General features: G+C 61.7%; 21 protein-coding genes. 11 read left to right on the top strand and 10 right to left on the bottom strand.

All coding sequences use genetic code 11. The annotated features are described in order from the left end of the window. Positions 1–24: 24 nt before the first annotated feature. Genes HFC70_RS16525 through HFC70_RS16515 form a run of 3 tightly spaced genes read left to right on the top strand, consistent with a single transcriptional unit; the run spans position 25 to position 2,033 of the window. Positions 25–864, top strand: coding sequence for a folate-binding protein YgfZ (locus HFC70_RS16525; RefSeq protein ID WP_168474374.1), 840 nt, complete (start codon positions 25–27; stop codon positions 862–864). A gap of 45 nt (positions 865–909) precedes the next feature. Further along, on the top strand, positions 910–1,497 hold the full coding sequence (locus tag HFC70_RS16520; protein ID WP_168474549.1) for a YfbR-like 5'-deoxynucleotidase: 588 nt from the start codon (positions 910–912) through the stop codon (positions 1,495–1,497). Continuing rightward, entirely contained in the window at positions 1,494–2,033 is a 540-nt protein-coding gene (locus HFC70_RS16515) for a tyrosine phosphatase family protein (protein WP_168474373.1), read from the top strand. The genes HFC70_RS16520 and HFC70_RS16515 overlap by 4 nt, the downstream gene beginning before the upstream one ends. A 77-nt stretch (positions 2,034–2,110) precedes the next feature. On the opposite strand, the gene HFC70_RS16510 is transcribed toward HFC70_RS16515, so the two are convergent. Continuing rightward, positions 2,111–2,704, bottom strand: coding sequence for an EF-hand domain-containing protein (locus HFC70_RS16510; RefSeq protein ID WP_168474372.1), 594 nt, complete (start codon positions 2,702–2,704; stop codon positions 2,111–2,113). A 314-nt stretch (positions 2,705–3,018) separates the two neighbouring features. Here HFC70_RS16510 and HFC70_RS16505 point away from each other — a divergent pair, with 314 nt between their 5' ends. The 4 genes from HFC70_RS16505 (at position 3,019) to HFC70_RS16490 (ending at position 6,574) form a co-directional block, all read left to right on the top strand. Beyond that, positions 3,019–3,672, top strand: coding sequence for an HD domain-containing protein (locus HFC70_RS16505; RefSeq protein WP_246735823.1), 654 nt, complete (start codon positions 3,019–3,021; stop codon positions 3,670–3,672). 10 nt (positions 3,673–3,682) lie between these two features. Further along, a complete protein-coding gene (locus tag HFC70_RS16500; RefSeq protein WP_168474371.1) occupies positions 3,683–4,531 on the top strand; it encodes an MOSC domain-containing protein in 849 nt (282 codons plus the stop codon). Between the two features lie 154 nt (positions 4,532–4,685). Further along, positions 4,686–5,909, top strand: a complete 1,224-nt coding sequence (locus HFC70_RS16495) for an MFS transporter (RefSeq protein ID WP_168474370.1) — start codon at positions 4,686–4,688, stop codon at positions 5,907–5,909. A gap of 395 nt (positions 5,910–6,304) precedes the next feature. Further along, complete coding sequence (locus tag HFC70_RS16490; RefSeq protein WP_168474307.1) at positions 6,305–6,574, top strand: hypothetical protein; 270 nt, start codon at positions 6,305–6,307, stop codon at positions 6,572–6,574. Here the strand turns inward: HFC70_RS16490 and recO are convergent. The 9 genes from recO to rpoZ all read right to left on the bottom strand — a co-directional run bounded on the left by recO (position 6,487) and on the right by rpoZ (position 14,114). After that, positions 6,487–7,275, bottom strand: coding sequence for a DNA repair protein RecO (gene recO, locus HFC70_RS16485; protein ID WP_168474369.1), 789 nt, complete (start codon positions 7,273–7,275; stop codon positions 6,487–6,489). The two genes, HFC70_RS16490 and recO, sit on opposite strands and share 88 nt — an antisense overlap. Before the next feature lie 81 nt (positions 7,276–7,356). Further along, the gene (era, locus tag HFC70_RS16480; protein ID WP_168474368.1) at positions 7,357–8,304 is read right to left on the bottom strand and encodes a GTPase Era; all 948 of its coding nucleotides are present in this window, start codon (positions 8,302–8,304) and stop codon (positions 7,357–7,359) included. 9 nt (positions 8,305–8,313) lie between these two features. After that, positions 8,314–9,033: a ribonuclease III gene (gene rnc / locus HFC70_RS16475; RefSeq protein WP_168474367.1), complete on the bottom strand. Its 720-nt coding sequence runs from the start codon at positions 9,031–9,033 to the stop codon at positions 8,314–8,316. Beyond that, the gene (gene lepB, locus HFC70_RS16470) at positions 9,030–9,773 is read right to left on the bottom strand and encodes a signal peptidase I (protein ID WP_168474366.1); all 744 of its coding nucleotides are present in this window, start codon (positions 9,771–9,773) and stop codon (positions 9,030–9,032) included. Before lepB ends, rnc begins: the two co-directional genes overlap by 4 nt. Positions 9,774–9,873: 100 nt before the next feature. Then, entirely contained in the window at positions 9,874–10,278 is a 405-nt protein-coding gene (gene acpS / locus HFC70_RS16465) for a holo-ACP synthase (protein ID WP_168474365.1), read from the bottom strand. Between the two features lie 12 nt (positions 10,279–10,290). After that, a complete protein-coding gene (locus HFC70_RS16460) occupies positions 10,291–10,878 on the bottom strand; it encodes a DUF2062 domain-containing protein (RefSeq protein ID WP_168474547.1) in 588 nt (195 codons plus the stop codon). Between the two features lie 135 nt (positions 10,879–11,013). Next, a complete protein-coding gene (locus HFC70_RS16455) occupies positions 11,014–11,166 on the bottom strand; it encodes a DUF3563 family protein (RefSeq protein WP_168474364.1) in 153 nt (50 codons plus the stop codon). Between the two features lie 208 nt (positions 11,167–11,374). Further along, entirely contained in the window at positions 11,375–13,615 is a 2,241-nt protein-coding gene (locus HFC70_RS16450; protein ID WP_168474363.1) for a bifunctional (p)ppGpp synthetase/guanosine-3',5'-bis(diphosphate) 3'-pyrophosphohydrolase, read from the bottom strand. Positions 13,616–13,712: 97 nt separating this feature from the next. Beyond that, positions 13,713–14,114: a DNA-directed RNA polymerase subunit omega gene (gene rpoZ, locus HFC70_RS16445; protein WP_168474362.1), complete on the bottom strand. Its 402-nt coding sequence runs from the start codon at positions 14,112–14,114 to the stop codon at positions 13,713–13,715. A 298-nt stretch (positions 14,115–14,412) separates the two neighbouring features. On the opposite strand from rpoZ, the gene HFC70_RS16440 reads away from it, so the two are divergent. The 4 genes from HFC70_RS16440 (at position 14,413) to HFC70_RS16425 (ending at position 18,719) form a co-directional block, all read left to right on the top strand. Continuing rightward, the gene (locus HFC70_RS16440) at positions 14,413–14,997 is read left to right on the top strand and encodes an NYN domain-containing protein (protein ID WP_168474361.1); all 585 of its coding nucleotides are present in this window, start codon (positions 14,413–14,415) and stop codon (positions 14,995–14,997) included. Positions 14,998–15,237: 240 nt separating this feature from the next. Then, complete coding sequence (locus HFC70_RS16435; RefSeq protein WP_168474360.1) at positions 15,238–16,752, top strand: globin-coupled sensor protein; 1,515 nt, start codon at positions 15,238–15,240, stop codon at positions 16,750–16,752. A gap of 90 nt (positions 16,753–16,842) precedes the next feature. Continuing rightward, a complete protein-coding gene (locus tag HFC70_RS16430; RefSeq protein WP_168474359.1) occupies positions 16,843–17,916 on the top strand; it encodes a bifunctional transcriptional activator/DNA repair enzyme AdaA in 1,074 nt (357 codons plus the stop codon). A 20-nt stretch (positions 17,917–17,936) separates the two neighbouring features. Beyond that, positions 17,937–18,719 carry an isocitrate lyase/phosphoenolpyruvate mutase family protein gene (locus HFC70_RS16425; RefSeq protein ID WP_168474358.1) on the top strand — a complete coding sequence of 261 codons (783 nt, stop codon included), beginning with the start codon at positions 17,937–17,939 and terminating at the stop codon, positions 18,717–18,719. Positions 18,720–18,766 lie beyond the last annotated feature (47 nt).

The following is an 18,766-nucleotide window of genomic DNA, read 5'->3' as shown; positions in this document are numbered from 1 at the left end:
TTCAACAACCGGGATGAACAGACCATGCCAGCAGCATTCCTGCCAGATCGCGCGTTGATCCGCGTCGCCGGCGCCGACGCCGAGCACTTCCTGCAAAACCTGATAACGACGGATATCGAGGCGATTGGCCAAAACGAAGCTTGGCCCGGCGCACTTTTGACGCCACAGGGCAAGATCCTGTTCGATTTCCTGGTCTGGCGCGATGGCAACGCATTCCTGATCGAGACGACGGCGGCCGCTCAAGAAGCACTGATCCGGCGGCTTTCCATGTATAAATTGCGGGCGGCGGTGGAGATTTCCGTCTCCGAAACACAGGGGGTTATCGTTTTCTGGGGCGAGGATGCGGCAGCCGACGACATCCGGGACATGCGGTTTGCCGCCGCCGGCGTGACCCTGCTGCGCCGGGCAGGCCAGCATGCCGAGGCGCCACCCGCTGGCTATCACGCGCTGCGCATTCTCAACGGCATTGTCGAATCGGGCTTTGACTTCGAACTGCAGGATGCCTTTCCGCACGACGTATTGCTGGACCTCAATCGCGGCGTATCCTTCAAGAAGGGCTGTTATGTCGGCCAGGAGGTCGTGTCGCGCATGCAGCATCGTGGCACGGCACGGCGGCGGGTGGTGATTGTCTCCGCCGAAGAGCCGTTGCCTGCAACCGGCACGGCGATCACCTCTGGCGGCAAACCGGTCGGCCAGCTGGGCACGGTTGCCGGCAACCGCGGCCTTGCGATCGTGCGCACCGACCGGGTGGGTGACGCCCTTGCGGCCAACACCGAAATCCTTGCCGGTGACACGACCGTTTCGCTGTCGCTGCCGGCCTGGAGCGGGCTCTCCTTCCCGACCACGACGAGCGAAGAGGCTTAAGGCGTGACGGCCGCCGGTGAAACCCTGGCTCGGGCCTGGCAGCGCATGCTGTCGGGACGGCGGCTGGATCTGCTCGATCCCTCGCCGCTCGACGTGGAGATCGGCGATATCGCCCATGGGCTGGCCCGCGTGGCGCGCTGGAACGGCCAGACCGCCGGCGACCACGCCTTCTCGGTGGCGCAACACAGCCTGATGGTCGAGGAGATCTTTCGTCGCTGCAATCCGAAGGCGCCCCCTAACGATCTGCAGATGGCGCTGCTGCACGATGCGCCTGAATATGTGATCGGCGACATGATTTCTCCGTTCAAGGCGGTGGTCGGCGGCGGTTACAAGACGGTTGAAAAGCGCCTGGAGGCGGCCATCCACCTGCGCTTCGGCCTGCCGCCGCATCCCTCCCGGGAGTTGAAGACCCTGATCAAGAAAGCCGACTGCATCGCAGCCTATTTCGAGGCGACCGTGCTGGCCGGGTTTTCGGAAGCCGAGGCGCGCAAATTCTTCGGCCAGCCGCGCGGCATTACCGTCGAAATGCTGACCATCGCACCGCTTGCCGCCACCCAGGCCCAGAGGCTGTTTGCAGAGCGCTTCGAGGCGATCGAGGCGGCGAGGGCCGGCAGCGGGAGACCGGCGCCATGAGCGCGATCGTGGTGGCGCCGCTGTCGCGCATCGCCGAAATGGCCGTGCGCCACAAGGCGCGGGAGATGATCAGCCTTCTCGCCGAAAAGCAGGACTTTCACCGGCCGGCGGTCATCGATGCCGCCCGTCACCTGAAGCTCGGCATGAACGATATTACCTTTGCCGGGACCGGCGACCTGATCGCACCGCAGGAAAGCCATGTGCTGCAGATCATCGATTTTGCCCGGACATGGGACCAGTCGGCGCCGCTGCTGATCCATTGCTGGATGGGCGTGTCGCGGTCGCCGGCCGCCGCGCTGATTGCCGGGCTCGCCGTCGACCCGCAGCAAGACGACTTCGCCCTTGCCGAGCGCCTGCGGCTCGCCTCGCCCTTTGCCACGCCGAATGCCCGCCTGGTGGAGATTGCCGATGATGTTCTGGGCCGCCAGGGCAATCTTGTCCGCGCGGTTCGCCAAATCGGCCGCGGCAGAGATGCCGATGGCAATGCCCCTTTCGTCCTGCCGCTGACGGCACCGGCAGCACTTACGGGCGCCTGACTGGACATCGCACAAAAAAAAGCCGAGGGAAGATTTCCATCCACCCCCGGCTCGCCTGATGCATGGTGTGCAGACCGTCAGACGGCCTCGGTTTCAGCCTCGGCCTCGGCCGTCTCGGCGCTGCTGGCCAGTTCACGATAGGCGTCGATCACAGACTTCATTTCCTCCAGAACATCTTCGATGCTCATCGTCTCGGTCTCGGAGCCTTCATCACCGGTGGAGATCATCTCCATCATCATCGGTGGTGGCGGCGGGGCCATGTCTTCCTGGGCCTCGGCAAGCTGGGCCTCGGTCAAGGAACCGGTTCCCTCTTCATCGAAAGATGCGAACAGCGACGCGGCATCTTCCTCGCTCACATCTTCAGGGCGGGCAGCGACGAATTCGGCTTCGGTCACCTTGCCGTCTTCATCTGTGTCCATATTGGAGAACATGTCTTCGTCAGACGGCGGCGTCATGTCGCCCCGGCTGAGCATCATGGCGACCATGTCGCCGGTCAGCTGCGAGGCAACGCTGGAGGCAGCGTTCTCGCTCTCGACGGTCGGATCCTGGGTACGCTTGTTACTGTTGGCGGCCTCCTGTTCCTCGGCGCTGACGACGCCGTCGCCGTTGGTGTCGAGGCTGGAAATCGAACTGGTGTACGTCGTAGGCAATGCGGCTGAAATGCTGGTCATGAATACCCCCTGTTAAAATTCGCGTCATTGGAAATGGGCGGATTTTTCGGTACGCAGCACAAGAACCTCAAAACTTGATTAAGGCAAATAAGGTGATTTGGGCCCTATCGTCAAAATTATTTGTTATAGGCAATAACTAACAGTTGCGCCCGATGCCGCTTCAGGCTGCAATGATCGTCACGATTCGCGTCATATAATTGACATCTGCCGGCCTTTTGCGTCCGCTCCATCATCCCGCTTTCACATTTCGGCTTGAACCCGTCGCAACGTCGTTTAGAGCGGAATAGTCGCTTCCGAATCGAAAGACGCAAACGATGGACATGCCCGCTGACGCGGCCGCCTTTTCGGCACATCCGCATCTGGCCGAACAGCTATTGCCGTATGCCGCCGACAGCAGTGACGGCTCCCATGACATTGCGCATCTGCTGCGGGTCTACAAGAACGCCATGCGGATCTTTGGCCGTGAGGGCGGCGATGGCGAGGTGCTGGCGGCGGCAGTCCTGCTGCACGACTGCGTGGCGGTGGAAAAGAATTCTCCCTTGCGCGCAGAAGCATCAAAGCTCGCCGCGGAAAAGGCACACGGCATTCTTGGCCTGCTCGGCTGGACGCCTGCGGCCATCGACCAGGTCGCGCATGCCATTCACGCCCACAGCTTTTCGGCCAATATTGCGCCTGAAACGCTGGAGGCGAAGATCCTGCAGGATGCCGACCGGCTCGATGCCATCGGCATGGTCGGCGCCGCCCGCTGCTTCTATAGCGCCGGCCGCATGGGCTCCGCCCTCTACGACCCCGCCGATCCGCTGGCCGCCCACCGGCCGCTCGACGACAGGCGCTATGCCATTGACCATTTCGCGGCAAAACTGTTCAAACTGGCCGACGGCTTCCAGACGCAGGCCGGTCGGGCACTTGCCGAGGAGCGCCATGAGCGGCTGAAACAGGTTCTTGCCCTTTTCATCGACGAAATCTGAGGTCCATCCCATGCAGGTCAGCGAACTCCACATCTATCCCTTGAAGAGTGCCCGCGGCATTGCCCTGACCTCGTCAGACGTCGATGCCCACGGGCTCGTCGGCGACCGGCGGATGATGGTTGTCGATCCCTCGGGCCATTTCGTGACGCAACGGGAGCTGCCGGCCCTCGCCACCCTCACCGTGACGCCCGGCGCCGGAAAGGTGCAATTGTTGCTGGACGACGGCCGATCGGTGACGACGCCCCTGCCCGACCCGGATCGCCGCATGGATGTGGCGGTGTGGAAATCGATCGTCAGCGCCGCCGTTGCCGATGATGCCACCAACGCAGCCCTCTCCGACTGGCTCGGCCGCGACCTGAAGCTGGTGCATTTCGATGAGCGGGCCCGGCGCATCGCCAATCCCGAATGGGCCGGCCCCGACACGCCCGTCACCTTTGCCGATGGCTATCAGGTGCTGATCACCACCACCGGCTCGCTGAACGGCCTCAATGCGGATATGCAGGCCCATGGCGAGGCACCTGTCGGCATGGACCGCTTCCGTCCGAATATCGTCATCGATTGCGACGAGCCCTGGGCGGACGACCGCTGGCTGGCCATAGAAATCAACGGCATCCGCTTCGACCTCGTCAAACCCTGCGCGCGCTGCATCATGACCACCCAGGATCAGCGCACCGGCTCGCGCGATATTGCCAGCCCGATGCCGGCCATGGGACGCCTGCGCATGTCGGCCGACCGGCGGGTGCCCGGTCCGCTGTTCGGCTGGAATGCCACGCCCCGCGATCACGGAGCGGTTGCCGTGGGCGATACCGTGACGGTGATTTCGGAACGGTCGGAGAGTTGGGCCATAAAGCGGCGATAGGCTCGGGTGGGGCCATCAGCGTTTATTTGCGCCATCGGGCCTTTCATCAAAACAGACATCGATCAATTTAGCTGATCCTTGCTTCACGAAAAGGCGCTTTTCCCTGGCTCGAGCCGGCCGTAATGTCGTCTCATCAAGAACAAGGATTCCCCCCATGGAAAAGACCGCTCGCAGTTCCATGCCCTGGCTGATCATCGCCAGCGGTTCGCTGATTGCGATGCTGGTGTTCGGGCCGCGCTCGGCCATGGGCTTCTTCCAATTGCCGATGCTTCACGATACCGGCTGGGACCGTTCCACCTTCGGTCTGGCCATGGCGCTGCAGAACCTCTGCTGGGGCCTCAGCCAGCCATTTTTCGGCGCCTTGGCCGACAAATACGGCACGGCGCGCGTGCTGGCCATGTCGGGCCTGCTCTATGCGGCCGGTCTGCTGATGATGGCCCATGCCGAGGCGCCGATCTGGCTGCATGTCGGCGGCGGCGTGCTGGTCGGCATGGCGATCGGTGCGGGATCCTTCAGTGTCGTGCTGTCGGCCTTTGCGCGCCATGTCACCCCCGAGCAGCGCTCGATGGCGTTTGGCATCGGCACGGCGGCAGGCTCAGCCGGCATGTTCCTGTTTGCGCCGCTGAGCCAGGCGCTGATATCGACCTATGGCTGGTCCGACAGCCTGGTCTATATGGGCATCATGATGCTGATCGTGCCGCTTCTGGCCTATCCGCTGCGCGGCAATGCCAATTCCGGAACGCAAGGCAAAAACCAGTTCAAGCAGACCGTTGCCGAAGCGCTGAAGGAAGCCTTTTCGCACACGAGTTACGTCCTGCTGGCCGTTGGCTTCTTCGTCTGCGGGTTCCAGGTCGCCTTCATCACCGCGCATTTCCCGGCCTATCTCGGCGATATCGGCATCGAGGCTCGATACGCGGTGATTGCCATGGCGCTGATCGGTTTCTTCAACATCATCGGCTCTCTGGCCGCCGGCGTGATCGGCCAGCGGTACTCGAAACCGTATTTCCTGGCGCTGATCTATGTCCTGCGCTCAGTGGCAGTGACGGCTTTCCTGCTTTTGCCGCAGAGCCCGACATCGGTCATCCTGTTCTCGATCGTCATGGGGCTGTTGTGGCTGTCGACAGTGCCGCCGACCAATGGGCTGGTTGCCATCATGTTCGGCACGCGCCATCTGGGCTTGCTGGGCGGCATGGTGTTCCTGTCCCACCAGATCGGCTCCTTCCTCGGCGTCTGGCTGGGCGGCTATCTCTATGACCGCCTCGGCTCCTATGACAGCGTCTGGTGGTTCGGTGTGGCGCTTGGGCTTTTTGCCGCCGTGGTGCATTGGCCGATCAAGGAACGGCCGATCGACCGCGGCCTGCTGGTGCCGGCGGAATAAGCCAAAATACGGATCCATTTTTTAACAATTGCGGCGCAGCGGATTTATTTTGCCGCAAAGCTTTCACATTTGCTGCGCTGCAAAATATTATTTTATTTTTTCTCTGGCGGTGGTTGACGTCGCGACACGACGCACCTACCTTTCAACCCGTCGGCTCAAGCCGGCAAGGACGTAGCCTGGGCGTGAAGACTGGCGCCCGCAGACAAAGGAGGTTCGTGTAATGCGTTTTATCGTTCGTAATACAGTCGGCTCCTGGCGCAGCGTCCGACATGGCACATCCCTTGTGTGCGTGAAATCCAGCATCTGTCGAATGTGAACCGGCAGCCTCTCTAACCCGTCACAATCGAATTCAGTGTTGAAGCCCGCGATTTTTCATGCGGGCGAGGATCTATAGTATGGAAAAGCAAGTTGTCGAATACGCCGGCATCCCGGTCGGCATCACCATTCCCGATGGCAAGGGCGTCAAGTTCATCGCGGTCAAGTTTCCGGTCATCGAACTCGATGGCGAGATCTATGAAAACCTCGCGGAACTGCAGGTCGCCATCCGCAACCACCTTGAAATGGCCGATCGCAATGGTCAGGCGATCTTCGCCTCGGCGATTGCTCCGTCCGTGACCGGGCCATCGCTTGGCGTGCCCGATCGCAAGGCCTTCAACGCCGCATGAAGAAATCCGTCGCGAGCCGCGCCCGGTTCCAGACCGCGCGGCTCGTAGACATGCCGGTTGAGGAAATAGCCGGTCAGACGGAAAGCCTCGGCCAGACTGCCGCCATCGGCGGCCTTGGCCTCCCCCGCAGACAAAAACCGCGGCAGAGCCAGCATCTTGTCCGCATAGGGTGCACCCGCGTCCCGGCAGACGGCGCGGCCGGATTTCGGCGAGACATAGACCAGGTCCTCGCTTCGTCCCGTCGCCGCGCAGCGCGCCAGATCCAGCCCGAATCCGAGATCGTTCAGCACGGCCAGCTCGAAGCGGATAAAGAGTTCGCCGGCCGCCCGAGGTTCGTCGAGATGGTCGAGAACGAGATCCAGCATCTCGTAGAGATGCGGATGGGGATCGCGCTCCGGCAGAAGCCGCAGCACGGCCGAGAGCGCCTGGACGCCGTAGACCGCCGTCGCACTCTCCATCAACCGGGCAGCGCGCAGCCTCACCGGCTCGACCCTGTATTCACCAAGATGTTCGTCAAGTCGCGCCCGCCAGGTGACCTCCAGCAGATTTCCCGGCTGCAGCACAGGCTGCAGGCTGCGCGACCGGCCGCCACGCACCAGGCCCAAATGGCGGCCGCGGCTGCGCGTCATCACTTCGGCAATGACGCTTGTCTCGCCGTGACGCTTCACGCCCAGCACAATTGCCTCATCGCTCCACTGCATGCGCTGCCTTGCCTGGATTCGGGTTCGGATCCACGATAGCAAAAAGAGCTCCCATTGTCATGGGAGCCCCCTTTGTCTCTTCTATTCCCTTGGAAATTCGAGGCCCATTTCGCGGAACCGCTCGGGATCGTCGCCCCAGTTCTCTCTCACCTTGACGAACAGGAAGAGATGGACGGGCTGCTCGAGGATTTCCGACATTTCCTTGCGCGATGCGGTCGAAATCGCCTTGATGGCATCACCGCCCTTGCCGAGGACGATCTTTTTCTGGCTGTCGCGCTCGACATAGATGACCTGCTCGATTCGCACCGAGCCGTCCTTGCGCTCTTCCCACTTTTCCGTCTCGACATGAGAGGAATAGGGCAGCTCCTGATGCAGCCGCAGGAACAGTTTTTCGCGGGTGATTTCGGCGGCCAATTGGCGGATCGGCAGATCGGAGATCTGATCCTCCGGATAGTACCAGGGTCCTTGTGGCAATGCTGCGGAGATGTAGTCCATCAGGTCGTCGCAACCCGAGCCGGTCGTCGCCGAAATCATGAAGGTGCGTTCGAAGCGGACCGTCTCATTGGCGGCCGCGGCAAGCTTCAGCAGGTCCTCGTGGCGCACCTGGTCGATCTTGTTGAGCACCAGGACTTTCGGCTGGTGCACATCCTTCAAGGCTTCCAGGATCGATTCGGCATCGCCGCGCAGGCCGCGCTCGCTGTCGATCAGCAGGACGATGTAATCGGCATCCTTGGCACCGCCCCAAGCCGAGGTGACCATGGCACGGTCGAGCCGGCGGCGCGGCTTGAAGATGCCGGGCGTGTCCATGAAGACGATCTGGGCGTTGTTGTGGATGGCGATGCCGCGCATAACCGCCCGTGTCGTCTGCACCTTGTGGCTGACGATCGAGACCTTGGCGCCGACGAGGCGATTGACCAGCGTCGACTTGCCGGCATTGGTGGGGCCGATCAGCGCCACAAAGCCGGAACGGGTCGGTACGCCTTCGATCTCGCGGCCACCGATGGCCGGGGTGTTGTCACTGTCTGTCATGATGTCCAATCAATTTCCGGCAGAAGGTTTCTGCCATACGCCTTCGCGCTCAAGTAATCTGGTAGCGGCCACTTGTTCGGCGGTGCGCTTGGAGCGCTCCACGCCTGTCTCGGGTGGCAAGCCGATAATCTCCACCGTCACCGTGAAGCGGGGATCATGATCCGGTCCGGAGCGCTCTGCAACCCGATAAACCGGAGTCTGCGCGAAATTCGCATGCGCCCATTCCTGCAGCTCGGTCTTGGCGTCGCGCCGCGCCGCATCCGCACGGGCCGCGCGGGCGCTCCAGAAACGCAGGATGAAGGCGCGGGCGGCTTCCAGGCCGGCATCGAGGTAGATCGCGGCGATCAGGCTTTCCACCGCGTCGGCGCGAATGTTCTGCATGTTCTTGCCGGTCAGCTTCTTCACATCGGCGCCGGTGCGGATATAGCGATGCAGCTCCAGCTCATCGGCAACCTGCGCGCAGGTCTCGGCGCTGACCAATTGATTGAGACGGACCGAAAGCTCGCCTTCCGCAGCCGCGCGAAACGTCGTGAACAAGAGTTCTGCGACGCAGAGGCCCAGCACGCGGTCGCCCAGGAATTCAAGCCGCTCGTAATTGCCGCCCTTGGCGGTCTTGGCGCTCGAATGGGTGAGCGCCCGATCCAGGCGCTCCTTGTTCGCAAACGAATGACCGATCGCAGCTTCGATGCGCGACCGGTCCTCGTCTCTCAACCCCTTGGCTGTCTTCATTGAACAACCTTGAACAGGCGCTCCCACCGCATGTTCGTTGGCCACTTCCAGATCTCGCGGAAGGAGGTGTCGTTGCCCAGCGAGAAGAAGATGACCGAGGCGCGGCCGATCAGGTTTTCGGCAGGCACGAAACCGACGTCGAAACGGCTGTCGAGCGAATTGTCGCGGTTGTCGCCCATCATGAAATAGTGGCCCTCGGGCACGATCCGCTCGGGCGTGTTGTCGCCCTTGGAGATCGGCGACTGGTCCAGCGTGTCATAGGTTACGCCATTGTCCATGGTCTCGCGGAAGACCGGCACGTTGATACCCGGATCCTGGCGATAATCCGAGGTGAAGGTGCCGTCCGGCGCCTTCGGCACCGGCTTGCCGTTGATATGCAGCACGCCTTCGATCACCTGGATGCGGTCGCCGGGAAGACCGACCAGACGCTTGATATAGTCGACTTCGGGATTGGGCGGAAAGCGGAAGACCACCACGTCGCCGCGCTCCGGATCACTGCCGAAGATGCGGCCGGAAAACAGATTGGGCGAAAACGGCAGGGAATATTTCGAATAGCCGTAGGAGAACTTGTTGACGAAGATATAGTCGCCGACCAGCAGGGTGGGCATCATCGACCCGGACGGAATCGTGAAGGGCTGGAAGAACACCGTGCGGATGACCATCGCCAGGAGCAAGGCCTGAATGACGACCTTGATATTTTCCCAAAGGGCACTCTGCTTCTTTTCAACTTGCTCGGACACGCCTGTCTCTTCCTTGTTTTAGCAATTAGCTGCTTTCTCTAGTCGCTTCGCGCATCCGCGGCAACGGTTAGGACGTGAAAATCCATGGAGGGCGCCCGGTTCATCCGGTCAGAGGCCGCGCCTCGATGACCACGAAGGCCTGGGCATAGGGATGCTCGTCGGTGATGGTCAGGTGGATGATCGCCTCATGGCCGGCCGGCAGCAGCGACTTCAGCCGCGTTTCGGCGCCGCCGGTCAGCACCATGGAGGGCTTGCCTTCCTTTGAATTGGCAACGCCCATGTCCTTCCAGAATACGCCCTGGGCAAGACCGGTCCCCAGCGCCTTCGAACAGGCCTCCTTGGCGGCGAAACGCTTGGCGTAAGATGCGGCGCGGTTGCGGCTGGCATCGGAGCGCTGCTGCTCGATATCCGTGAAGCAGCGGGCGGTGAACCGATCGCCGAAACGCTCGATCGATTTTGCCACGCGGGCAATATCGATCAGGTCGCTGCCGATGCCGATGATCATGACATGTTCCTCTTAAACGCTCCGAACGCCGCTGACCGCCTCGCCGAGGCGGTTGCGGGCACGCTCGGCCAGATGGGCGCGGCGGCGCGCCTGAAAGCCGCGAACGGCATAAAAAACCAGGCCGTAGACCAGCAGGCCGGACACCAGCGCCGGCGGTACCGCGCCGATCAGCATCGGCTTCAGCACGGGATCCCACAGTTGCGACAGCTCGAGTTTCTCGAACAGACTGACCAGATCGATGGCGCTGCCCTGCCCCGGCTTTTGATGGCCGATCATCTGGTTTCCGACTTCCCAGGTGAAAGCCCAGATGAACGGAAACGTCAGGGGATTGCCGAAAGCCGTGCCGAGCGCGGCGGCGATCAGATTGCCGGCCAGCAGGTAGGCCAGGACAAACGACAGGATGAAGTGAAAGCCGACGAAAGGCGTCCAGGAGGACATGACACCGGCAGCAACGCCGGCCGCGACAGCATGGGGCGAGGCTGTCAGCCTCAAGACACGCATGCGAAAATACCGAAATGAGCGCAGAAAACCCATACGGGGCCAGACCAAGCCGCGCAGCTTTTCCATCAATCCTGCGGGTTTGCGACGGCGAAACAGCATGAGCCACATGTAGTGGATATGCGTGGCCAAGTTCAAGTGCCTAAACGGCCTTGCCGGAGCGCTCGGCGGAGCGACGAGCCTTGCATATCAAGCCGGCCGGGATGGAGATCCTGACCGGCACATCAGCAGGCGAAATCAGAACTTGTTGCGGAACAGGCCGTTGTCGATCTGACGCTGACGGTATTCCAGGTCGAAGCGGTCATGCGAGCCGTTCAGATAGGCCATTTCACGATCCTGGGCGCTGGGGACGCGCAGGGCGCGGGCGAGCTTGCGAATGGGGGCAAACATTGTTTCGTTCCTTCTCTTCTGGGTTGTTCATCGTATGACACGAATATAGTTGTGCGATGCACAATTTACCAACGCCAAGGAGAGACCGCAGCCCTGCGCATAACGCATAGCTAGGCGAATAAATGCCTGTTTTTTGGAACTTTCGAGGAGAATAATGGCACGACTTTGTGCGTCAGCCGCCAGGAAACGCATTCCAGGCGGCGGATTGTCAATCGTAGACGCGCTTGACCGTGGAGATACAGTCCAGTTCCTTCATCTGGCTCAGCAGCTGGTTGAGCTGGCGCAGATCCCAGACTTCGAGGTCGAAGGCCATTTCGGTAAAATCGGTGGCGACGCGCATCATGGTCAGGCTGCTGATATTGATGTCGAGACCGGCAACTGTCTGGGCCACGGTTGCCAGCGTGCCCGGCTCGTTGATGGCATTGACCAGAATGCGGGCGCGGAAGCGCGACTTGTTGGCTTCGTCGAGATCCCAGCGCACATCGATCCAGCGTTCCGGCTCGTCGTCGAAACGCTGCAGCGCCGAGGCCTGGATCGGATAGATGGTAATGCCCTTGCCTTCTTCCATGATGCCGACGATGCGGTCGCCCGGCACAGCGCCGGCCGGGGTGAAATGCACCTCGACGGCACCGGAGAGGCCGCGGATCGGCAAGGGGTCGAGCGCTTCGCCGGCCGCGGCCGCCTTGGCCGCCGCTTCACGGTCCGCCGCCGTCTTGCCCGGCAGCTTGAACATCATGCCGCTGGCCGAACGCATGTTGAACCAGCCATCATCCGCCGCCGGCTTTACCGTGACGCGCTCGTCCTGGTAGTCGGGGAACACGGCGCGCAGAACATCCAGCGACGACATTTCGCCACGCCCAACCGCGGCAATGGCATCCTCGACATCGCGATGGCCGAGGCGATGCAAAGCCGGGCGCAACGCGTCGCGGGAAAAGACCTTGCCGGCGCGCTCGAAGGTGCGCTCCAGGATACGATGGCCGAGGCCGGAATATTGCTTGCGGATCGCCATGCGGGTGGCGCGGCGGATCGCAGAGCGCGCCTTGCCGGTGACGACGATCTCCTCCCAGGCGGCCGGCGGCACCTGGACGCCCGAGCGGATGATCTCGACCTCGTCGCCATTGCTCAGACGGGTCACCAGCGGCATGATCCGGCCGTTGATCTTGGCGCCGACCGTGGTGTCGCCGATATTGGTGTGGACGGCATAGGCAAAATCGATCGGCGTGGCGCCACGCGGCAGGGCGATCAACTTGCCCTTCGGCGTGAAGCAGAACACCTGGTCCTGGAACAGCTCGAGCTTGGTATGCTCGAGGAACTCCTCCGGGTTATCGCCTTCGGCCAGGGCCTCGATGGTATGGCGCAGCCAGGAATAGGCATTGCTTTCGCGCGACAGCAGTTCGCCGGGCTCGCCGTTTTCACCATCCTTATAAAGCGCATGGGCGGCGATACCGTATTCGGCGATCTCGTGCATGCGGCGGGTGCGGATCTGCAGCTCGATGCGCTGGCGCGACGGGCCGACGATGGTGGTGTGAATGGAGCGATAATCGTTCTGCTTGGGCGTCGAGATATAATCCTTGAACCGGCCCGGCACGACGCGCCAGCGGGTGTGGACAACGCCGAGCGCCTTGTAACAGGACGGCACGTCGTTGACGACGACACGGAAGCCGTAGACATCCGAGAGCTGTTCGAAGGACAAAGACTTCGACTGCATCTTGCGAAAGACCGAATAGGGCTTCTTCTGGCGCCCCTTGACGGCGGGCGCCTCCAGCCCCTGCGCCACCAGAAGCTCGCGCAACTCGTCCTCGATCTTCTTGATCAGTCCCTCGTTGCGCTGGGACAATTCCTCCAGGCGCTTGGTCACCGTTTCATAGGCTTCGGGATTGATGTAGCGGAAGGACAGATCCTCCAGCTCGTCGCGCATGTCCTGCATGCCCATGCGACCGGCCAGCGGCGCATAGATTTCCATCGTCTCTTCGGAGATGCGGGCGCGCTTGTCATCGCGCATATGCTCCAGCGTGCGCATATTGTGCAGCCGGTCGGCAAGCTTGACCAACAGCACGCGCACATCGTCCGAAATCGCCAGCAGCAGCTTGCGCAGATTTTCCGCCTGCTTGGCCTTCTTGGTGACCAGATCGAGCTTCTTGAGCTTGGTCAGGCCCTCGACCAGACGGCCGATATCCTCGCCGAACAGATCGTCGATCTCGGCGCGCGTCGCCGTCGTATCCTCGATCGTGTCATGCAGAAGGGCGACGGCGATCGTCGATTCGTCCAGATGCATGTCGGTGAGAATGGCGGCGACTTCGAGGGGGTGGGAAATATAGGGGTCGCCGCTCGCCCGCTTCTGCTGGCCATGCTTCTGCATGGCATAAACGTAGGCTTTGTTCAGGAGCGCTTCGTTGGCGTCGGGCTTATATTTCTGAACTCGCTCAACGAGCTCGTATTGCCGCATCATCCAAGGCTACTCCGGGAAAGAAAAAGCGCGCCAACCATTACGGTTGACGCACGAAAACGCACTCCATCACGCCAGATTAGATCGGAAAGCTTGACGATTAGTAATCGTCGCTCTTTTCCGGCGGAACAAGTCCTTCGATACCGGCCAAAAGCTCTTCTTCCGACATCTGGTCGAAGGTGACGGGCTCCGGCATGTCGTCGTCTTCATCGTTCTTGGAGACCAGGGCCGCCGTGCCGGACGAAGAACCAGCTTCCTGCTCCGGCTCGTCGATTTCGACGTGCTTCTGCAGCGAATGAATGAGGTCTTCCTTCAGATCGTCCGGCGAAAGGGTTTCGTCGGCAATCTCGCGCAGCGCCACGACCGGATTCTTGTCGTTGTCGCGATCGATGGTGATCGAAGCGCCCTGGGAAATCTGCCGTGCGCGATGGCTTGCAAGGAGCACCAGCTCGAAGCGGTTGTCTACCTTGTCGATGCAATCTTCTACTGTGACGCGGGCCATTGCCTGTCCTTTTTGGTCAAGTTCTTTTGGATTAGGAGCGCGATACAATTAAAACAGGGCAAATTCAAGTTTTTCCTTCCGGCAGATCGATTCCTGCCGCGATGCAGCGAATAAATGGGCGCAACAAACCCCTTACTCAACCCCTGCGTGCTTGGAATATCGGAAGTCCTGCCCTAAATGGATTCGTATATGAATATTTCATAAATTACATGGGCTATTCATGAGAACTACGGTAATCTTTTGTTTTGATTGACGTTTGCCGCGATGCTAATTTTAAAAAGAAAAGGAATGTTGCAGCATGTTTGACCCGCGGGAGAAAATTGCCCTGTTCATCGACGGCGCCAATCTTTACGCTGCGTCGAAGAGCCTCGGCTTCGACATTGATTATCGAAAATTGCTGAAGGCCTTTCAAAAGCGCGGCTATCTGCTACGGGCCTATTATTACACCGCCCTGATCGAAGACCAGGAATATTCGTCGATCCGGCCGCTAATCGACTGGCTCGACTACAATGGCTACAAGGTCGTCACCAAGCCTGCCAAGGAGTTCACCGACTCCATGGGCCGCCGCAAGGTGAAGGGCAATATGGATATCGAACTGGCCATCGACGCCATGGAGCAGTCGAGCACGGTCGACCACCTGGTCATCTTCTCCGGCGACGGCGATTTCACCACCCTGGTGGAAGCGCTGCAGCGCAAGGGCCGCAAGGTTTCGGTCGTTTCGACCATGGCAACCCAGCCGCCGATGATCGCCGACGACCTGCGCCGGCAGGCCGACCATTTCATCGACCTGGTCACCCTGAAGGCCGAAGTGGGACGCGACCCGAGCGAACGCCCGAGCCGCACGGTCGAAGTGGTCTCCAACGACATCGACCTGGAAGACTGAGCCGAGCGCCTGCGGCGAACCGCATGGCCGGCCGCCGATGCCCCCTTGCCCCGCGCCGCCGACCGGCGGCACCCAGCCCACCGGGCTGCCAGAGCGCATCATCATCTGACTATTATCATATTCTTAACTTGTTATGCGACATAGCATTACGCATGCGCATGTAAGGAACGGGGCGAGGCAACCCGGTTTCTTCGCCATGCCCTTTTCCGTTTCTTCGCATTGCGACCCCATAGGTACATCATGACAAATTCCAGCAGGACCGATCTCCAGCTTGGCGAGCGCTTGACTTTTTTAGGACTCGGGCCTGAACAGAAGGCCACGCTTGCCGCTCTGCAACCCCTGATTTCCGCCAGAATCGGCCCGGCCCTGGACCGTTTCTACACCACGGCGAAGGCCCATCCGGACACCGCGAAATTCTTCTCGAACGATGCGCATATCCAGCACGCCAAACAGCGTCAGGTGAGCCATTGGGGCCTGATCGCCTCTGGCAAATTCAACCAGGATTATGTGAGCGCGGTATCGACGATCGGCCGCACCCATGCCCGACTTGGGCTGGAGCCACGCTGGTATATCGGCGGCTATGCGCTGATCCTCGATGCTTTGATCGAAACGATCATTGCCGACGAGTTGGGCGGTTTCCTTCAGGCCAAGAAGGCGCGCGCGCTGTCGAGCAAGATCGGCGCCATTATGAAGGCCGCCATGCTCGACATGGACTATTCGATCTCGGTCTATCTGGAAGCGCTGGCGGAAACCCGCGCCACGGCGGAACATGAACGTGATGTCCTTGAAGCCGAACAGGAACAGGCACTGGCAGCCCTCGACGCAGCGCTTGGCGAACTCAGCCGCGGCAACCTGACCGCTGCGATCGACCAGCCGCTGGCGGCGAAATTTGCGCCGCTGAAGGCGAACTTCAACACCGCGCTGGAAACCCTTGCGAACGCCTTTGCCGACATTGTCAGCCAGGCCGTCCAGGTTTCGACCAATACGCGCGAACTGACCAGCAGCACCGACGAGATGGCAAAGCGCACCGAGCAACAGGCTGCGGCACTGGAAGAGACATCGGCCGCCCTGGAGCAGATCACGGCGATTGCCAAGCAATCGGCGCTGCGCACCAAGGAGGCGCAGGCTGTCGCGGTCAGTTCCGCCGAAGAAGCCAACCGGTCGGGAACGATCGTCGGCAAGGCGGTCGAGGCGATGGGCGCCATCGAGGATTCCTCGTCCAAGATCACCCAGATCATCAGCGTGATCGACGAAATCTCGTTCCAGACCAACCTTTTGGCGCTGAATGCCGGCGTCGAGGCGGCCCGGGCCGGCGACGCGGGCAAGGGTTTTGCCGTCGTTGCCCAGGAGGTGCGCGAGCTGGCACAACGCTCCGCCAAAGCGGCCAAGGAAATCAAGGCATTGATCGACCGTTCCTCCAGAGACGTGGCGCAAGGCGTGTCGCTGGTCAACGAGACCGGCGAAGCGCTGCGCACCATCAGCACCCAGGTGCAGGAGATCAACACCCATATCGCAGCGATTGCCACCGCTGCCCAGGAACAGGCGGCCGGCGTCAGCGAGATCAATTCGGCCATCAACAGCATGGACCAGATGACCCAGCAGAACGCCGCCATGGTGGAGGAAACCAATGCCTCGACCTATACGCTGGTCGATGTCTCCACCCACCTGACGACGCTGATTTCCCGCTTCACCGTGTCCCGCTCCCAAGCGCATAAGCCGGTCTCGGCTGCCTACAGCCAGCGCTACGCCGCCTGAACGTCGGCATTCAAACCGCGCCGCCGAACGGAGAGGAATCAACGCTCTTTTTTCGGCGGCGTTTTCGCATCGATCGGCTAAAGTCGGTCCATGCTGTTCAAACGCCCCACCGACGATATCCTCTATGAAGCCCTGACGGGCCGCGACGCCGCCTATGACGGCTTTGCCTATGTCTGCGTCACCTCGACCGGCATTTTCTGCCGGTTCACCTGCCCAGCCCGCAAGCCGAAACGGGAAAACTGCGTGTTTCGCGAGACGATCGCCGGCTGCCTGGAGGCCGGCTTTCGGCCCTGCAAACGCTGCCGGCCGATGCTGGCCTACGGCGAGGCGGACCCGCTGGTCAAATCCCTGCTCGAAGCGCTTGATGCGGAGCCGGATCGGCGATGGAGTGAGCGGGACATTGCCGATCGCGGCCATGATCTGTCCACCGTCCGGCGGGCCTTCAAGCGCCGCTTCGGCATGAGCTTTCTGGAAATCGCCCGCCTGCGCCGGGTCGGCAAGGCTGCCGAACACCTGACGGGCGGCACAGCCGTTATCGATGCCCAACTCGACGCCGGTTTCGAATCGGGCAGTGGCTTCCGCGCCGCCGTGATGCAGCTGTTCGGCGAGGCGCCGGCGCATCTGCGCGGCAAGGTCTTTCTCAAGGCTGCCTGGATCGAAACGCCGATCGGCCCGATGATGGCGATTGCCGACGAGCACGCCCTGCATCTTCTCGAATTCGCCGACCGCCCGGCCCTGCCGAACGAAATCCGCCGGCTACAGCGTGTGACCGGCTGCGGCATCGTCATGGGACGCAATGCGCCGATCGAGCAGATCGAACAGGAACTCGGCCGCTATTTTGCCGGCACCGGTGCAGCGTTCGACACCCGGCTGGCAGGCCATGGCACGGATTTCGAGCGACAGGTCTGGGCGGCTCTGCGCGCCATTCCGGCAGGTGTGGTGCACAGCTATACCGATGTCGCCCTGATGCTGGAGCGGCCGTCTGCCGTCAGGGCCGTCGCACGCGCCAATGGCGCCAACCAGATCGCCATCGTCGTGCCGTGTCACCGGGTGCTGGGTGCCGATGGCAGCCTGACGGGCTATGGCGGCGGTCTGTGGCGCAAGCGCTGGCTGATCGAACACGAGCGGCGTATGGTCGCTGACGCATCCAAGCAATCGACCTGAAACAAGGAGCGGCCTGACACATGACAACAGACAAGGCGACGGCGTTTGCGGCCCTGCATGTCAAAGGCAAGCCGCTTGTGCTCTACAATATCTGGGATGCCGGCTCCGCCAAGGCGGTGGCTGCAGCCGGTGCGCCGGCGCTGGCGACCGGCAGTTGGTCGGTGGCCGCCGCCCATGGCTATGCCGATGGCGAGGCCATCCCGCTCGGCCTGGTCGAGACCATCGTCGCGCGGATCGCTGCCACCACAGACCTGCCGCTCTCGGTCGATTTCGAAAGCGGCTATGCGGCAGACGCGGATACCGTTGCGCAGAATGTCCGCCGCATGCTGAAAGCCGGCGCCATCGGCATCAACTTCGAGGATGGCAAGCCCGACGGATCCGGCCTGTACCCGATCGAGCGGCAAACGGCCTGCATTGCCGCGATCCGCGCTGTCGCCGACAGCGAAGGCGTACCGCTCTTCATCAACGCCCGCACCGATTTTTTCCTGCAGGAACGAGACGACGCCCGACACAAGGGCCTGATGACGGAGGCGATTGGGCGAGCCCGCGCCTATGCCGACGCCGGAGCAAACGGGTTCTTCGTTCCAGGTCTCGCAAGCGAGGAATTGATCGCCGAGGTCTGCGCATCCGTCTCGCTGCCGGTCAACATCATGGCGATGGGCAGCACGCCGCCGATCCCGCGCCTGGCCGAACTGGGCGTCTCGCGCCTCAGCTATGGCCCCGGCGCCTACCGGCAGGCGATGGCAGGCATCACGGCCGCCGCGAAGGCCCTCTATGACGGCGAGGCCGAGCACTCCGCTTGACGGCGGGCCGGCAGGCGGGCCTTCCGCTTGCCGCGTGGTTCGTGCAA

The organism is Agrobacterium sp. a22-2, assembly GCF_012276985.1.
Lineage (GTDB): Bacteria > Pseudomonadota > Alphaproteobacteria > Rhizobiales > Rhizobiaceae > Allorhizobium.
Note: the sequence above shows the minus strand (reverse complement) of the source record. Positions and strands in the feature narration are given on the sequence as shown.

Bases quoted from the DNA above. Each gene is read 5' to 3' on its own strand.
- rnc (WP_168474367.1), bottom strand. From the start codon at position 9,033: ATGAAGACAGCCAAGGGGTTGAGAGACGAGGACCGGTCGCGCATCGAA.
- HFC70_RS16520 (WP_168474549.1), top strand. From the start codon at position 910: ATGCTGTCGGGACGGCGGCTGGATCTGCTCGATCCCTCGCCGCTCGAC.
- HFC70_RS16505 (WP_246735823.1), top strand. From the start codon at position 3,019: ATGGACATGCCCGCTGACGCGGCCGCCTTTTCGGCACATCCGCATCTG.
- HFC70_RS16525 (WP_168474374.1), top strand. From the start codon at position 25: ATGCCAGCAGCATTCCTGCCAGATCGCGCGTTGATCCGCGTCGCCGGC.
- HFC70_RS16500 (WP_168474371.1), top strand. From the start codon at position 3,683: ATGCAGGTCAGCGAACTCCACATCTATCCCTTGAAGAGTGCCCGCGGC.
- era (WP_168474368.1), bottom strand. From the start codon at position 8,304: ATGACAGACAGTGACAACACCCCGGCCATCGGTGGCCGCGAGATCGAA.
- HFC70_RS16450 (WP_168474363.1), bottom strand. From the start codon at position 13,615: ATGATGCGGCAATACGAGCTCGTTGAGCGAGTTCAGAAATATAAGCCC.
- recO (WP_168474369.1), bottom strand. From the start codon at position 7,275: ATGCAGTGGAGCGATGAGGCAATTGTGCTGGGCGTGAAGCGTCACGGC.
- HFC70_RS16425 (WP_168474358.1), top strand. From the start codon at position 17,937: ATGACAACAGACAAGGCGACGGCGTTTGCGGCCCTGCATGTCAAAGGC.
- HFC70_RS16490 (WP_168474307.1), top strand. From the start codon at position 6,305: ATGGAAAAGCAAGTTGTCGAATACGCCGGCATCCCGGTCGGCATCACC.
- HFC70_RS16440 (WP_168474361.1), top strand. From the start codon at position 14,413: ATGTTTGACCCGCGGGAGAAAATTGCCCTGTTCATCGACGGCGCCAAT.
- HFC70_RS16510 (WP_168474372.1), bottom strand. From the start codon at position 2,704: ATGACCAGCATTTCAGCCGCATTGCCTACGACGTACACCAGTTCGATT.
- HFC70_RS16515 (WP_168474373.1), top strand. From the start codon at position 1,494: ATGAGCGCGATCGTGGTGGCGCCGCTGTCGCGCATCGCCGAAATGGCC.
- HFC70_RS16455 (WP_168474364.1), bottom strand. From the start codon at position 11,166: ATGTTTGCCCCCATTCGCAAGCTCGCCCGCGCCCTGCGCGTCCCCAGC.
- acpS (WP_168474365.1), bottom strand. From the start codon at position 10,278: ATGATCATCGGCATCGGCAGCGACCTGATCGATATTGCCCGCGTGGCA.
- rpoZ (WP_168474362.1), bottom strand. From the start codon at position 14,114: ATGGCCCGCGTCACAGTAGAAGATTGCATCGACAAGGTAGACAACCGC.
- HFC70_RS16430 (WP_168474359.1), top strand. From the start codon at position 16,843: ATGCTGTTCAAACGCCCCACCGACGATATCCTCTATGAAGCCCTGACG.
- HFC70_RS16460 (WP_168474547.1), bottom strand. From the start codon at position 10,878: ATGCTGTTTCGCCGTCGCAAACCCGCAGGATTGATGGAAAAGCTGCGC.
- HFC70_RS16435 (WP_168474360.1), top strand. From the start codon at position 15,238: ATGACAAATTCCAGCAGGACCGATCTCCAGCTTGGCGAGCGCTTGACT.
- HFC70_RS16495 (WP_168474370.1), top strand. From the start codon at position 4,686: ATGGAAAAGACCGCTCGCAGTTCCATGCCCTGGCTGATCATCGCCAGC.